Below are 14,103 nucleotides of genomic sequence, written 5' to 3' on the forward strand. Positions count from 1 at the left end.
AATGGCACCCCAAGCTGTCAACCTCGTCAACCTGGAGAACGTCTCCAAGGCCTATACCGCCCGCACGCTCATGGACAAAGTCTCCCTGGGCCTGTCCGAGGGCGACCGGATCGGTGTGGTCGGCCGCAACGGCGGCGGCAAGTCCACCTTGCTGCGGGTGCTGGCCAAACTCGACGAGCCCGACTCCGGGCGGGTCACACACACCGGCGGGCTGCGCATCGCGTTCGTCGGGCAGCACGACACCCTGGATCCGGCGGCGACGATCCGGCACGAGCTGGTCGCGGACAAGCCCGACCACGAGTGGCTGGCCGACGCGCGGGTGCGCGACGTCATCACCGGACTGTTCGGCGGCACCGACTTCCCGGCCTTCCCCGAGGGCATGGACACCCGGATCGGTCCGCTGTCCGGGGGCGAGCGGCGCCGCGTGGCGCTGGCCAAGGCCCTGATCAACGAGCACGACCTGCTGCTGCTCGACGAGCCCACCAACCACCTGGACGTCGAGGGCATCGCGTGGCTGGCCCGGCACCTGGCCACCGCCAAGCCGGCGCTGCTCACCGTCACCCACGACCGCTGGTTCCTGGACGCCGTCACGACCCGCACCTGGGAGGTCGTCAACGGGCAGGTACTGGACTACGACGGCGGCTACTCCGCGTACGTCCTGGCCCGCGCCGAGCGGCAGCGGCAGGCCGACACCGAGTGGGACCGCAAGCAGAACCTGCTGCGCAAGGAGCTGGCGTGGCTGCGGCGCGGCGCCCCGGCCCGGACCAGCAAGCCGAAGTTCCGGATCGACGCGGCCAACCAGCTGATCGCGGCCGAGCCGCCGGCCCGGGACAGCACGGAGCTGCAGAAGTTCGCGACCAGCCGGCTCGGGCGGACCGTCTACGAGCTGGAGGACGTGTCCTACGCCGTCGGGGACGGTGTGGAGAAGAAGGAGCTCTTCAAGCGCGTCACCTGGCAGCTCGGCCCCGGCGAGCGGCTCGGGCTGATCGGCGTCAACGGCTCCGGCAAGTCCTCGCTGGTCCGGCTGCTGCTCGGCGAGGCGCACCCGGACTCGGGGCGGGTCGTCACCGGCCTCACGGTGAAGCCGGCGCACCTGTCGCAGGAGGTCGCGGAGATCGACCCCACCTGGCGGGTGCTGGAGGCCGTCGAGAAGGTCCACTCCACGGTCGAGATCGGCAAGGGCAAGACGCTGACCGCCGGGCAGCTGCTGGAGCGGTTCGGCTTCGCCGGCGAGAAGCAGTGGACGCGGGTCGGCGACCTGTCCGGCGGCGAGCGGCGCCGGCTGCAGCTGCTCAGGCTCCTGATGGACGCCCCGAACGTGCTGCTGCTCGACGAGCCCACCAACGATCTGGACATCGACACCCTCACCGCTTTTGAGGACATCCTCGACGGCTGGCCGGGCAGCCTGCTGGTGGTCAGCCACGACCGCTACTTCCTGGAGCGCACCACCGACCGGGTCGCCGCGCTGTACGGGGACGGCCGGATCCGGCTGCTGCCCGGCGGCGTCGACGAGTACCTCGCCCACCGCGAGCAGCGCCCACCAGAGGTTTCCAACTCCCGCACAACCAAAGCGCCCGCCCAGCCGTCAAACTCCTCAAGCGGCGGTACGGGCTCGCGCGAGGACCGCGCCGTGAAGAAGGAGCTGGCGCGCATCGAACGGCGCCTGGACAAGATCGCGGAGCTGGAGGCCAAGCTGCATGGGGAACTCTCAGAGATTGGGGGAGACTATCTCGCAGCGGCCGATGCGGACGCTAAGCTACGCGAGTTGCATGAGGAACGTCTCCGTCTAGAGGATGAGTGGCTCTCACTCTCCGAGTAGACGGGGGCCGACTTGGCCTCCGGTGCGCACCGGAGGCCGGAGCAAGGGGGAGGCGCGTGGCACAGTACGCGGACGGACGGCCGGGACAGGCCGCGTGTCCGCTTTGCCGCGCGCGCGACCGGACCCGGAACCGCTGCGGTGGGGGACGATCATGAGCACGACCACGGACACCGCCACACCGGGGGCGGACATGGGGGAACCGTCCGGGGGCGGATCCGCGCCGAAGGACCCGTACATCCGCGGCACGGACGAGACCGTCCTGCTGGACCTGCGCGAACTGCGGGCCCAGGAGGCGGCGGACAAGGCGGCGCGCGAGGCGGCCGCCGGGCGCGGCGCGGAGCTCGCGACCACCGGGACTGCCGGGGCCGCCGGAACCATCGAAGTCGCCGGCACCGCCGGCGCCACCGGGGCGGAGCTGGAGCGCTACCACGGCTCGCACCGCCGCGACGCCGTGCTGTACGCCGACGGCGGCACCGCGATCCCCCTGGACCGGGTCCGCGAGGTCTGCCACGACCTGCGCCAGCCGGTCGCCGCGATCCTGATGCTGGCCTCGGCGGCCGAACTGCGGCCGGACGTCCCCGAGCGGGTCCGGGACGTGCTGGGGGAGATCATGTCCCAGACCGAGGAGATATCCGCCACGGTCCGCCAGTTCCTCGACGACGCCAAGCAGGGCGTCGACGGCCTCGGCGCACCGGTCCCGTGCAACGTCGCGGGCCTGGCGGCGGAGTCCGTGGAGCGCTGGCGGGCCACCTTCGACGGCGCCCTGGACCTGGCCGCCGCCGAGGACCCGCTGCACGTGACGGTCGACCCGGTCCTGTTCAAGCGGGCCCTGGGCAACGTCCTGTCCAACGGCACCCGCGCCGCCGGCGACACCGGCCGCGTCCAGGTGACCGTCCGCCGCTTCGAGACCGCCGAGGGCGAACGCGCGGTGATCGAGGTCGACGACAGCGGCCCCGGCTTCGGCAACATCCCCAGCGGCCACGGCCTCGGCCTGGCCGTGGTCCGCCGCACCATAGAGGCGGCCGGCGGCTCGGTGGAACTGGCCGAGGGCCCCCTGGGCGGCGCCCTGGTCCGCCTGGTCCTCCCGGTCACCCCGATCCGCCCCCTGAGCGCCGACGACGAGCTGACGAAGACCTTCCACGGCGAGATCTCCCTGTCGCAGCTGGCCGCGGAACTCGCGGCGGGCGGCCCCGGCCGGCACCCGGCGCTGGCGGAGTTCGAGGGCGGGCTGTTCGACGACGATCTCTTCGACGAGGACGACGACGACTTCGAGGACGGCTTCGAAGGCGGTTTCGAAGGCGGTTTCGAGGACGAGGACGAGGCCGACGACGAGGAGGAGTTCGCGGAGGAGTTCGCGGAGGTTGTCGAGACCCCGGCGCCCGCCGCTCCCTCGCTGACCGGCGGCCACGCGTTCCTGACCAAGCTCAGCGCCTGGCCGGAGCCGATGGCGATCCCGAGCACGCAGGAGCAGCTGGCGATCGGCGGGCCCGCGGGGCCGGGGAACCCGTTCGCGGCCCGGGCGACGGAGCAGCAGGAGGCGGTCGCGGTCGCCCCCGCAACGCCACCGCCCGCAACGCTCCCCCCGGCAACTCCCTCGCCGGCCATCGCACCGCCGGCCGACAACCGCACCTACTTCGGCCTGCCGCTGAAGGACGACCCGGCGCCCCAGAACCGCCTCTACGGCGGATCCGCGGACATCGCCGCACACCCGGTCCCCGCCAGCGTGTTCGCCGCACACCAGAACGCCGCGCACACACCTCAGGCCCCCGGCGAGATCGCCGCCGCCGCGCACCAGGGCCGGTCGGCGGCGCAGGGCCCTGCCGCCCAGCTGCCCGCTGCTCCCGCTCAGCCGCCTGCTGCCGCACCGGCCTTTCCCGCGCTGTCACCGGCGGCCAACCTGCCCGCGTCCCCGCTGGCCGGTCCGGCGCAGCCCGCCGCCCGGCCCTCGGTCGCCTTGCCTGGCGCCGCGCCAGCCGCTCAGGCTCCTGCCGCCGTGCCTGCCGCCTTCGCCGCACCGGTCACGCCCTCGGCGCAGGCCGCCGAGCCACCCGCCGCCGCGCCTGCCTTCGCCGGTCCGGTAGCGCCCTCGGCGCAGCCCGCCGCCACGGTGCCGCCCACCGGCCACCCCTCGGCCGCCGAGCCGCCCGCCGCGCCAGCCACTCAGGCCCCTGCCGCCGCGCCTACCGCCTTCGCCGCACCGGAAGCCGCCCAGCCCACCGAAGCCACCCCCGCCACCACCCCCACCGAACCCACCTTCGACCCCGGCGACACCCAGCCCCTCCACATCATCCCCACCGGTCAGGACGACACCGCCCTCGCCTCGATCCAGCTCCCCTCCCAGGCGACCCTGACCCATCCGCCGCGCATTCCCGCCTCGGCGCTGCAGCCGGTCGCCTCGGTCCAGCTCTCCCTGCTCCCAGGAGGCGCTTTCTGATGCCCACCAGGATCGTGCTCTGCGACGACCACACCCTGCTCACCGAGTCCCTGGCCGCCTCGCTGGCCGCGAAGGGCTACCAGGTCGAGGCCGTGACCTCGACGCCGGCGCAGGGGTTGGCCGCTGTGGCGTCCCTGGATCCGGACATCCTCATGCTCGACGTGCACTTCCCGATGACCGTCTCGGCGCGGGCCGCCGCGTCGCCGCTGGCCACGGCCGGGGAGCAGGCGTTCCCGGTGTCGCGGCCGGGGAGTCGGATGGTGACGGCCGGGCTGGAGCTGGCGCGGGCGGTGCTGGAGCGGCATCCGCGGACCAAGGTGCTGATGGTCTCGGCGACCGATGATCCGGCGATCGTCAGCGCCGCGCTGGATCTGGGGGTTTCCGGTTTCACGCGCAAGGACCAGCGGATCGACGGGATCGTGCAGATCCTGGAGCGGGTCGCGGCCGGCGAGGTGGCGGTGGATCCGGAGCTGCTGCGGGCGGCGGTGCGGCATCTGAAGGCGCCGGACGTCGACCAGGCCGAGCGGACGCTGCGCTACCTGACGCCGCGCGAGCGCGAGGTGCTGCGGCGGATCGTCGAGGGCGAGTCCACCAAGCAGATCGCCCGGGCCATGGACATCGCGCAGTCCACGGCCCGCACCCACGTGCAGAACGTGCTGGTCAAGCTGGGTGCGCACTCCCGGGTCGAGGCCTCGGCGATCGTCGCCCGGGTCGGCGCGGTGGACCGGCTGGGCGCCTCGCAGTAACCGCCGGCGACGCCCCGGTGAACCGGCGGGGCCCGCGTCTAGACATGCGTCTACGTCATTTGGAGTACCGGCGGCTCCACTACATGGTGGTGGGCGGAAGCCCCGCGGCTTGCGAGGATGGGGAGCATGCTTGACGCCTCCACGATCGGACTCGAGGACCGCCTCGAGGAGCGCCTTGACGTGACGGGCCTCGGGGAGGTCCGGATCCTCGTCGTCGACGACCACCGCACCTTCGCCGAGGCCCTGGCCTCGCGCCTGCGCGCCGAACCCGGCTTCGGTGTGGCGGCGACCACCACCATCGACGGCGCCCGCCGCCTGATCGACGAGCGCCGCCCGGACGTGGTCCTGCTCGACGTCGATCTCGACGGCCGCGACGGCATCCGCTTCGCCGCCGAGATCCGCGCGAGCCATGCCGACGTCCGCATCGTCATGGTCACCGCCGGCGAGGAGGAGCGCCGGGTCGCCGAGGCGGTCCGGGGCGGTGTGAACGCCTGGGTCGCCAAGGACGGCTCGGTGGAGCACCTGCTCCAGGTCGTCCGCGGCGTCCTGCGCGACGAGACCCACATCCCGCCGCGCCTGCTCACCTACGTCCTGAGCGACCTGATGGCCGCCGAACAGGAGCGCAACGAGCACGAGACCCTGGTCGGCGCCCTCACCCCGCGCGAGCGCGAGGTGCTGCAGTGCATGGTGTCCGGCATGACCCGGGCCTCCATCGCCCAGCACCTGTTCCTGTCCCCCAACACGGTCCGCACCCACATGCAGAACGTCCTGGGCAAGCTCGGCGTACACTCCACGCTGGCCGCCGTGGCGGTGGCCCGACGTGCCGGAATCGGGGAAGACCCCCGCTGACCGGCGGAGGAACCGACGAGGAACGATGACCGGAAAGCCCGATGCGCTGTGGGATGGGCCCGAACGGCCCGCCCTGCTGCACACGCTGATCATCGGCGCCGGACGGGCCGGCCGGGCCCTGGCCCGGGATCTGCGCGACGACGAAAGCCACGGACTCCACCCGATCGGCTTCCTCGACGATGCCAAAGGTACCCGTGACGCCGAAGGTACCGACCGCCCGGTACCACCCCGCCTCGGCACCCTGGCCGACCTGCCGCGTCTGCTGGACGAGCACGCAGCCGACGCCGTCGTGCTCGCGATCCCCGGCCTGCCGACCCAGCGCGTCCGCGAACTGACCAGCACGGTGATCGCCGCGGGCGCCGTCGTCCGCCACCTGCCCTGGTACGCCGCCGCCCTGGCGCGCGAAGCGACCGCCTCCGACCTGCTGCCCCTGGACGTCAGGGCCCTGATCGACGGCCCGGAGCCGTACGTCGTCTCGCCCGAGGTCAAGGAGATCGTCACCGGCAAGCGCGTCCTGGTCACCGGCGCCGGCGGCGCGCTCGGCGCGGAGCTCTGCCGGCAACTGCACGCCTTCAACCCGGACAGGCTGTTCCTCCTCGGCGGCGAGAAGCCGTCGCGAAGCCTGCTCGCGGACGTATGGGGCGAGGAACCGGCCACCGACCTCCTCGACCGCGACGAGGCCGACCGGACGTTCCGCGACCTGCGGCCCGAGGTGGTGTTCCACGCCGCCGGGCTCAGGCACCCCGCCATCCTGGAACGCCGACCGAGCCAGGGCGTGACGGCCAACGTCCTCAGCACCGACAACCTCGTCCGCGCGGCGGCCCGACACGGCACCGAGCGCTTCGTCCGCCTCTCCACCGACGCCGACCCGGCCTCGATGCTCGGCGCCTCCCACCGCGCCGCGGAAGCCGTCGTGCTCGGCGCCGCCCAGAAGATCGACAGGACCGGCGGGACCAGCGGGACCACCACGGCAGGCAAGACCAGCAAGACCGGCAAGTCCGGCAAGAAGCACCGCGCGGAAACCGTGTTCGCCACCGTCCGCATCGGCGACGTCCTGGACGCCCGCGACTCCCTCCTGACCGTCCTGGCCCACGAGATCCGCGCCGGCGGCCCGGTGGCCGTCACCCACCCGGAAGCAGCCCGCTGCTTCGCGACCGTCGAGGAGGCCGTGGCCCTGACGCTGGAAGCAGCCCGGATGGCCACCGGCGGCGAGATCTACACCCTCGGCCTCCCCGAGCCGATGCGCGTCACCGAGGTGGTCTCGCGTTTCACCCGGCAGTACCGACTCCCCGAGGTGCCGATCCGCTACGTCGGGCAGCGCCAAAGCAGCAAAGCCCTCGAACAGGGCAGAACCATCCCCACCGCGCACCCGCAGATCTTCACGACGCCCGACCACGCGGACTCCGCCGAGGACGCGCGCCTGCCGGAACGCCTGGACAAGATCTACAAGGCCGCCGCCAAGAACCGGGACCCGAAGGTGCGTCAGATGCTGCTGAGTCTGGCTAAATCAACAACCTGATCAGCATCCGACGCCTGATTCCCCCTACTGCATATCCACAACGCCTCGGGCGGATACGGATTCGTACACGCATTCGCCCAGATGAGAGCACTGACCGCCGCTGCCCGGGCTCCGCCCCGGTACACGCTCCTCGCTGAGTAACGCCTCTCCAAAACGCTGGCGCCCGCGCGTCACATGAGTAGGCTCGACTACATGGCGTACAAGGTCGAGCGCACCGAGGCAGAGTGGCGGCAGCATCTGGGACCCGCCGCCTACAAGACCCTGCGCGAGTTCGGAACCGAGAACCCGTGGTCCGGCGCCTACGTCGAGAGTGACGATCCGGGCAACTACATGTGCCGGGGCTGCGACACCGCCCTGTTCGGCTCCCAGTCCAAGTTCAACGCCGAGTGCGGGTGGGCCGCCTTCTCCGGCCCCCTCACCGACGACCTCATCGAGCAGCACGAGGACCGTTCGCAGGGCATGCTGCGCACCGAGATCCGGTGTGCCACCTGCGGTTCGCACCTCGGCTACCTGTTCAACGACGCACCGGAGGAGTTCGGCGGCTGGCGCTACTGCGTGAACTCGATCGGGCTGATGCTGAAGGAGTCGATGTCCAGTACGGCTTCCTGAGGGGACGCGCGCCCGCCTTCTCGTGCGGAGAGGCTTCTAACGCATAGACGCCACACTATCCATTAGAATCATCGGCATGAGCGCTCTTGTCCTGCCCGCGATCCGCCACCGCGCCGTGACCGTCTCCGGCGTGAACGTCTTCTACCGGGAGACCGTCCCCGAACGCGCCGAAGCCCTTGCCGCGCCGGCCGTCCTGCTCCTGCACGGCTTCCCCAGCTCCTCGGCGCAGTACCGGCGCCTGATGGACGCCCTCGGCGGCGAGCACCGCCTGGTCGCCCCGGACTACCCCGGTTTCGGCCGCACGACCGTGCCGGAGGACTTCGTCCACTCCTTCGAGTCCCTCACCGATGTCGTCGAGGCCTTCGTCGAGGCCCTCGGGCTCACCGCCGGCGGCCGCCGCCTGGCCGTGTACGCCTTCGACTTCGGCGGCCCGGTCGCCTTCCGGCTCGCGGAGCGCCACCCGGAGTGGATCGCGGGGCTGATCGTGCAGAACGCCAACGCCTACGCCGAGGGCCTGTCCGAGATCGCCAGGAGCCTGACCGCCGAGAAGCCGGGCGTCCCGGGCGCCGAGGACCGCGTCCGCGCCATCCTCACCGAGGAGGTGACCCGCTCCCAGTACGAGGGCGGCACCTCGGACGTCGAGCTGATCGCCCCCGACGGCTGGACCCTGGACCAGCACTACCTCGACCTGCCGGGCCGGGACGCCGCGCAGATCGCGCTCGCCCTGGACTACCACGGCAACGTCGAGCGCTACCCGCGCTGGCAGCGCTGGCTGGCCGAGCACCGTCCGCCGGCGCTGATCCTGTGGGGCGACGGCGATGCGTTCTTCACCGTCGAGGGCGCGAAAGCGTATCTGCGGGACCTGCCGGACGCGCGGCTGCACGTCTTCCGGACCGGCCACTTCGCCCTGGAGGAGAAGCTTCCCGAGATGGCGCCGCTGATCGGCGACTTCCTCGACGAGTTGGGGCGAGCCGACGCGGTGCGGTAAGCCGACGCACTGCAGTGAGCCGCCGTCAGCGCTCCTTGCGCTGCTTCCACAGCACCCGGGCCCGCAACCCCCCGACCGCGAGCACCAGGAAGCCCAGGACGTAGAGCAGCGTCTCGAAGGCGTCCCCCAGGAAGGTGGACCCGGCCTCCTTGTGCGGCGCCGTGACGGCTGCCGGAGGCGGCGTGGTCAGGGTGCCGTCGTCGTCCGACAGCGACTGCTTCTTCGAGTGCAGCGCGTCCGGTGGCGGCAGCGTCTCGTTCGGCACCGCCGACTTCAGCAGCGGGTCCGGCGCCGCCAGCTGGTCCACGCCGGCCGCCGTGGCCGGCACCGCGAAGCCCCAGTCGAGCAGCTTGGCCGTCTGCTGGTAGATGTCGGTGCCGGCGTCGAACACCGAGACGATGAGCATGCGGCCGTTGCGCTCGGCGGCGCCGACGAAGGTGTGGTGGGCCAGCGAGGTGTAGCCGTTCTTCACCCCGAGCATGCCGGGGTACTTGCCCAGGAGCCGGTTCTCGCTGTCGATCTCGAAGGTGGTGCCGTTCACCGAGGGGAACTTGGCCTTCGCCAGCGAGCAGTACGCGCGGAAACCCGGGTCCTGCAAGCCCGCGCGCGCCATCAGGGCCAGGTCGTAGGAGGTGGAGACCTGGCCGTCGGCGTCGTAGCCGTCGTCGTTGACCACGACGGTGTCGTTCGCGTGCAGCCGCTGCGCGGTCTGGCGCATGAGGTCCACCGTCGCCGGCTCGCCGCCGGCCATGGCCGCCAGCGTGGCGATCGCGTCGTTGCCCGAGCGCAGGAACACCGCGTTCCACAGGTCGGAGACCCGGTAGGACAGCCCGGGCTTGATGCCGACCGCGCTGCCGCCGGGCTCGGCGGTGGCCAGGGCGGCGATGTCGCCGGGTACCGAGAGGTGGACGGCCGAGGGGTCCAGCCGGGGCATCAGGGCCAGCGCGGTCAGGACCTTGAGCGTGGAGGCCGGGCGCAGGCGGTCGTGCGGGGCTCGCTCGGCCAGGATCGCGCCGGTGGCCTCGTCGGCGATGACGAACGAGCCGGCCTGGACGTCCGGCGGGATCGGCGGGGTCCCGGGGCTGGCGACCGTCGGCCCGAGCGGCGTGGAGCTGGGCGCCGGGGGCGTCGGCGTGGGCGCCGCAGCCGCACCCGCGCTTGTAGCCACACCTGTACCGACACAGATCAGCGCCGTGCACGCCGCGGCGACCGTGATGGTCCGACGAACCAATGACCCTCGCATGCCTGCGGAGTATCCAGCCGACCGGCCCCGCCAAACCCCGGACCCGCCGGACGCGTGACGCCGTCCGCCGACGCCGTCCCCCGCTCCAGCCATCGGTGACTCGCTGCTCCGCACGGAGCCCAGACTATGCGGCCGGAGTGCGCGAACGGAGCATCATCGGGCACTGCGTCGCTACACGAAGGCCGAGACCCCGGTCAGCGCACGCCCGATGACCAGGCTGTGGATCTCGCTCGTGCCCTCGTAGGTGAGGACCGACTCCAGGTTGTTCGCGTGCCTGAGCACCGGGTACTCCAGCGTGATCCCGTTGGCGGCCAGGATGGTGCGGCACTCCCGGGCGATGGCCAGCGCCTCGCGCACGTTGTTGAGTTTGCCCAGGCTCACCTGCCGCGGGTCCAGCTTCCCGGCGTCCTTGAGCCGGCCCAGGTGCAGCGCCAGCAGCATGCCCTTGCCGAGCTCCAGCGCCATGTCGGCGAGCTTCTGCTGGGTCAGCTGGAAGCCGGCCAGCGGCCGGTCGAAGACCTCGCGGTCCATGGCGTAGGCGATCGCCGCCTCCAGACAGTCGCGCGCGGCCCCGAGGGCGCCGAACACGATGCCGAAGCGCGCCTCGTCCAGGCACCCGAGCGGCCCGGACAGCCCGGCGGCCTCCGGCAGGACCGCGTCGGCCGGCAGCCGCACGTCCTGCAGCACCAGCTCGCTGGTGACGCTGGCGCGCAGCGAGAGCTTCTTCTTGATCTCCGGCGCGCTGAACCCGGGGGTGTCGGCGGGCACGACGAAGCCCCGGATCCCGTCCTCGGTCCCGGCCCAGACGACCGCGACGTCGGCCACCGAGCCGTTGGTGATCCACATCTTGGTGCCGTTGAGCACCCAGCCCTCGCCCTCGCGCTTGGCGGTGGTCCGCATCCCGGCCGGGTTGGACCCGAAGTCGGGCTCGGTCAGCCCGAAGCAGCCGATCGCCTCGCCGGCGGCCATGCGCGGCAGCCAGGCCTGCTTCTGCTCCTCGGAGCCGTACCGCCAGATCGCGAACATGGCCAGCGAGCCCTGCACGGAGACCAGCGAGCGCAGCCCGGAATCGACCGCCTCCAGCTCCATGCAGGCCAGGCCGTAGGTCAGGGCGCTGGTTCCGGCGCAGCCGTAGCCGTGCAGGTGCATGCCCAGGACGCCGAGTCCGCCCAGGCCCCGGGCGATGTCGCGGGCCGGCAGCTCCCCGGCCTCGAACCAGTCGGCGACGTGCGGGCGCAGCTCGCGGGCGCCGTAGGAGCGGACCAGGTCGCGCATGGCGCGTTCCTCGTCACTGAGCAGGCCGTCGATCGCGAACAGATCGAGGGGGGACACAGGCTTGGAGGGCATGGCCCTACTCCACCACAGAATGGATTTTGGATCCAGTATGGTGGCCGCCATGGCTCCCCTGACTCCCAAGGCTCTCCCGCTGCACGGCGTCCTGGTCGCGGACTTCAGCCGCGTCCTGGCCGGCCCCTACGCGACCATGCTCCTGGCCGACCTCGGCGCGGACGTGGTGAAGGTGGAGCGCCCCGGCAGCGGCGACGACACCCGCGCGTGGGGCCCGCCGTTCGCCGCGGACGGGACGGCGACGTACTTCCAGGCCGTGAACCGCAACAAGCGCTCGGTGGCGCTGGACCTCCGGGCACCGAAGGACGCGGAGCTGGCCAAGGAGCTAATACGGCGCGCGGACGTGGTGGTGGAGAACTTCCTGCCCGGAACCATGGAGCGCCTCGGGCTCGGATACGAGCAGATGCGGGAGCACGACCCGGGAGTCATCTACTGCTCGATCACCGGGTTCGGCGATGGCGCGGGCGCGGAACTCCCGGGCTACGACCTGCTGGCCCAGGCGGTCGGCGGCCTGATGAGCGTCACCGGCGAGCCGGACCGCCCGGCGAAGGCGGGGGTGGCGCTGGTGGACGTGATCACCGGACTGCACGCGGCGTTCGGGATCCTGGCGGCGCTGCGCCACCGCGACGCCACCGGCGAGGGACAGCGGGTGTCGGTATCGCTGCTGACATCGCTGCTGTCGGGAATGGTGAACCACGCCTCGGCGTACCTCGGAGCCGGCGTGGTGCCGCGCGCGATGGGCAACCGGCACCCGAGCATCGCGCCGTACGAAGTCTTCGACGCCGCCGACCGGCCGCTGGTGATCGCCGCGGGGAACGACCGGCAGTTCCACAGCCTGTGCACAGCGCTCGACGCGCCGGACCTGGCCGCCGATCCGCGCTTCGGCACGAACACTTCGCGGGTCGCGCACCGCGACGCCCTGGCCGAGGAGCTGAACCGGCGGCTGGGCACACGGCCGGCCGAGGAGTGGTTCGCCTCGCTGACCGAGGCCGGGGTGCCGTGCGGGCCGATCAATGATGTGGCCGGCGCCTTCGCGCTGGCCGAGCACTTGGGACTGGACGCGGCGGTGGATGTCGGCGGCGCGCGGCAGACCGCGCATCCGGTGCGCTTCAGCGCGACGCCCGCCGACTATCGGACCCCGCCGCCCGCGCTGGACGCCGACGGCACGGCCATCCGCGAGTGGCTGAGTCAGCCCTCGATCTGAAGCGCCAGCGTCTCGACCGCCGCGGCCCTGTGCCGGTCGAACCACCGCACAGCGCCCTCGGCGTCACCGGCGCGCAAGGCCGCCAACGCGGCCCGGTGTTCGGCGACGACGTGCCGCCGATTGTCGTCGCCGGCGTAGTAGAGGGAGCGGTAGGCGTCGGTGCTGTCCCAGAGCGTGCCGATGATGCGCATCAACCGCGGCATCCCCGCGGCCTCGAAGAGCGTGAAATGGAACCGCCGATTGGCCCCGGCCATCATCGCGACGGCGCCTTCATCGGCAGCCTTCTCCACCTCGGCCTGCGCAGCCTCCAGCCGCTCGAAGACCGCCTCGTCGAGCAGCGGCACCGCCGCCCGCACCGCCTCGGCCTCCAGGATCTCCCGCAGCCGGTACACCTCGCGCAGATCGGCCATCGACAGCTCGACGACCCGATACCCCCGGTGCGCGCGATAGGTGACGAGGCCCTCGCCCTCCAGCGTCTTCAGGGCCTCCCGCAACGGAACGCGGCTCACCTCAAGACGCTCGGCCAGCGCCTCCTGCCGGATGGCGGACCCCGGCTTCAGCTCGCCAGTGGTGATGGCCCGGCGCACCTCGGCCAGCACGAACTGCTGCGCGGTCGGCGGTCGCGACCCCACCTCGGTCACCGTCGCCTCCCGCCGCTCACGCCCTGAACTGGATCCAAAACGGTAGCACGGGGTGGCGTTCGACCCCCGCAAATGCAAAAGTGCGCACTTTGCTGACTGCGTACACTATGAGCATGATGACGATAGGGATGACCGAGGCCCGTGGACAGCTGCGCGAACTGGCCGCTCGCACCCGACACGGCCACGAACGAATCGTGATCACCGACCACGGCCGGCCCACGGCCGTCCTCATCTCCCCCGAGGCCGCCGAGGAGTTCGCCCGCCTGGAAGCCGCCGAACTCGTCCGCGAGATCGCCGAGGCCAAGGAGGCCTCCGCCGGCAAGCCGATGGTGGTGGTCGGCGACATCACGGCGATGTCGTTCGAGGAGTTCGACGCCGTCGCCACCGACAGAGCCGACGACGCATGACGTTTCGCACCGTCCTTGCCGACGTCGCCAATCGCGCCTTGGCAGTCCTGGGCTCCGATGACCGCCGATCCGTCTACACCTCGCTGCGCGAGCTCGCAGGCAATCCCGAGCCCCGGCACGGCAACGTCGGGCGCCTGCACGCGGGTTGGCTGCGCGTCACCTACGAGATCTCCGCCGAGCCGAACGAAGACGGCACGACGACCATCACGGTGTGGAAAATCGGGACGGTCGCCTAGGAGCGCCGACCGGGGTCAAGCGCTTCATCTCTTACGTGCGCCGACCCCGCTCCACGGGCTG

13 protein-coding genes are annotated in these 14,103 nt (G+C 72.0%); 10 read left to right on the plus strand and 3 right to left on the minus strand.

What is annotated here, in order from left to right; genetic code table 11:
* The first annotated feature begins 1 nt into the window (after position 1).
* The 7 genes from ABIA35_RS20445 to ABIA35_RS20475 all read left to right on the plus strand — a co-directional run bounded on the left by ABIA35_RS20445 (position 2) and on the right by ABIA35_RS20475 (position 8,964).
* Positions 2 to 1,819, plus strand: a complete 1,818-nt coding sequence (locus ABIA35_RS20445; RefSeq protein WP_370335964.1) for an ABC-F family ATP-binding cassette domain-containing protein — start codon at positions 2 to 4, stop codon at positions 1,817 to 1,819.
* 151 nt (positions 1,820 to 1,970) lie between these two features.
* Positions 1,971 to 4,253, plus strand: a complete 2,283-nt coding sequence (locus ABIA35_RS20450) for a sensor histidine kinase (protein ID WP_370358907.1) — start codon at positions 1,971 to 1,973, stop codon at positions 4,251 to 4,253.
* On the plus strand, positions 4,253 to 4,999 hold the full coding sequence (locus tag ABIA35_RS20455) for a LuxR C-terminal-related transcriptional regulator (RefSeq protein ID WP_370335968.1): 747 nt from the start codon (positions 4,253 to 4,255) through the stop codon (positions 4,997 to 4,999). The genes ABIA35_RS20450 and ABIA35_RS20455 overlap by 1 nt, the downstream gene beginning before the upstream one ends.
* Positions 5,000 to 5,125: 126 nt before the next feature.
* Complete coding sequence (locus ABIA35_RS20460) at positions 5,126 to 5,848, plus strand: response regulator (protein WP_370335970.1); 723 nt, start codon at positions 5,126 to 5,128, stop codon at positions 5,846 to 5,848.
* A gap of 25 nt (positions 5,849 to 5,873) precedes the next feature.
* Complete coding sequence (locus ABIA35_RS20465) at positions 5,874 to 7,367, plus strand: polysaccharide biosynthesis protein (RefSeq protein ID WP_370358908.1); 1,494 nt, start codon at positions 5,874 to 5,876, stop codon at positions 7,365 to 7,367.
* A 192-nt stretch (positions 7,368 to 7,559) separates the two neighbouring features.
* Positions 7,560 to 7,976, plus strand: coding sequence for a peptide-methionine (R)-S-oxide reductase MsrB (msrB, locus tag ABIA35_RS20470; RefSeq protein WP_370335973.1), 417 nt, complete (start codon positions 7,560 to 7,562; stop codon positions 7,974 to 7,976).
* 76 nt (positions 7,977 to 8,052) lie between these two features.
* Positions 8,053 to 8,964: an alpha/beta fold hydrolase gene (locus tag ABIA35_RS20475; RefSeq protein WP_370335975.1), complete on the plus strand. Its 912-nt coding sequence runs from the start codon at positions 8,053 to 8,055 to the stop codon at positions 8,962 to 8,964.
* A 25-nt stretch (positions 8,965 to 8,989) separates the two neighbouring features.
* On the opposite strand, the gene ABIA35_RS20480 is transcribed toward ABIA35_RS20475, so the two are convergent.
* Entirely contained in the window at positions 8,990 to 10,132 is a 1,143-nt protein-coding gene (locus tag ABIA35_RS20480; protein WP_370358909.1) for a D-alanyl-D-alanine carboxypeptidase family protein, read from the minus strand.
* 246 nt (positions 10,133 to 10,378) lie between these two features.
* Complete coding sequence (locus ABIA35_RS20485) at positions 10,379 to 11,554, minus strand: acyl-CoA dehydrogenase family protein (protein ID WP_370335979.1); 1,176 nt, start codon at positions 11,552 to 11,554, stop codon at positions 10,379 to 10,381.
* Between the two features lie 49 nt (positions 11,555 to 11,603).
* Here ABIA35_RS20485 and ABIA35_RS20490 point away from each other — a divergent pair, with 49 nt between their 5' ends.
* Entirely contained in the window at positions 11,604 to 12,758 is a 1,155-nt protein-coding gene (locus tag ABIA35_RS20490) for a CaiB/BaiF CoA transferase family protein (RefSeq protein WP_370358910.1), read from the plus strand.
* Here ABIA35_RS20490 and ABIA35_RS20495 read toward each other — a convergent pair.
* On the minus strand, positions 12,743 to 13,399 hold the full coding sequence (locus ABIA35_RS20495) for a GntR family transcriptional regulator (protein WP_370358911.1): 657 nt from the start codon (positions 13,397 to 13,399) through the stop codon (positions 12,743 to 12,745). The two genes, ABIA35_RS20490 and ABIA35_RS20495, sit on opposite strands and share 16 nt — an antisense overlap.
* A 113-nt stretch (positions 13,400 to 13,512) precedes the next feature.
* Between ABIA35_RS20495 and ABIA35_RS20500 the strand changes: the two genes are divergently transcribed.
* Positions 13,513 to 13,806 carry a type II toxin-antitoxin system Phd/YefM family antitoxin gene (locus ABIA35_RS20500; protein WP_370358912.1) on the plus strand — a complete coding sequence of 98 codons (294 nt, stop codon included), beginning with the start codon at positions 13,513 to 13,515 and terminating at the stop codon, positions 13,804 to 13,806.
* Positions 13,803 to 14,042: a type II toxin-antitoxin system RelE/ParE family toxin gene (locus tag ABIA35_RS20505; protein ID WP_370358913.1), complete on the plus strand. Its 240-nt coding sequence runs from the start codon at positions 13,803 to 13,805 to the stop codon at positions 14,040 to 14,042. Before ABIA35_RS20500 ends, ABIA35_RS20505 begins: the two co-directional genes overlap by 4 nt.
* Positions 14,043 to 14,103: the final 61 nt, after the last annotated feature.

This window comes from Catenulispora sp. MAP12-49 (assembly GCF_041262705.1).
Classification (GTDB): Bacteria; Actinomycetota; Actinomycetes; order Streptomycetales; family Catenulisporaceae; genus Catenulispora.

Bases quoted from the DNA above. Each gene is read 5' to 3' on its own strand.
- ABIA35_RS20445 (WP_370335964.1), top strand. From the start codon at position 2: ATGGCACCCCAAGCTGTCAACCTCGTCAACCTGGAGAACGTCTCCAAG.
- ABIA35_RS20450 (WP_370358907.1), top strand. From the start codon at position 1,971: ATGAGCACGACCACGGACACCGCCACACCGGGGGCGGACATGGGGGAA.
- ABIA35_RS20455 (WP_370335968.1), top strand. From the start codon at position 4,253: ATGCCCACCAGGATCGTGCTCTGCGACGACCACACCCTGCTCACCGAG.
- ABIA35_RS20460 (WP_370335970.1), top strand. From the start codon at position 5,126: ATGCTTGACGCCTCCACGATCGGACTCGAGGACCGCCTCGAGGAGCGC.
- ABIA35_RS20465 (WP_370358908.1), top strand. From the start codon at position 5,874: ATGACCGGAAAGCCCGATGCGCTGTGGGATGGGCCCGAACGGCCCGCC.
- msrB (WP_370335973.1), top strand. From the start codon at position 7,560: ATGGCGTACAAGGTCGAGCGCACCGAGGCAGAGTGGCGGCAGCATCTG.
- ABIA35_RS20475 (WP_370335975.1), top strand. From the start codon at position 8,053: ATGAGCGCTCTTGTCCTGCCCGCGATCCGCCACCGCGCCGTGACCGTC.
- ABIA35_RS20485 (WP_370335979.1), bottom strand. From the start codon at position 11,554: ATGCCCTCCAAGCCTGTGTCCCCCCTCGATCTGTTCGCGATCGACGGC.
- ABIA35_RS20490 (WP_370358910.1), top strand. From the start codon at position 11,604: ATGGCTCCCCTGACTCCCAAGGCTCTCCCGCTGCACGGCGTCCTGGTC.
- ABIA35_RS20500 (WP_370358912.1), top strand. From the start codon at position 13,513: ATGATGACGATAGGGATGACCGAGGCCCGTGGACAGCTGCGCGAACTG.
- ABIA35_RS20505 (WP_370358913.1), top strand. From the start codon at position 13,803: ATGACGTTTCGCACCGTCCTTGCCGACGTCGCCAATCGCGCCTTGGCA.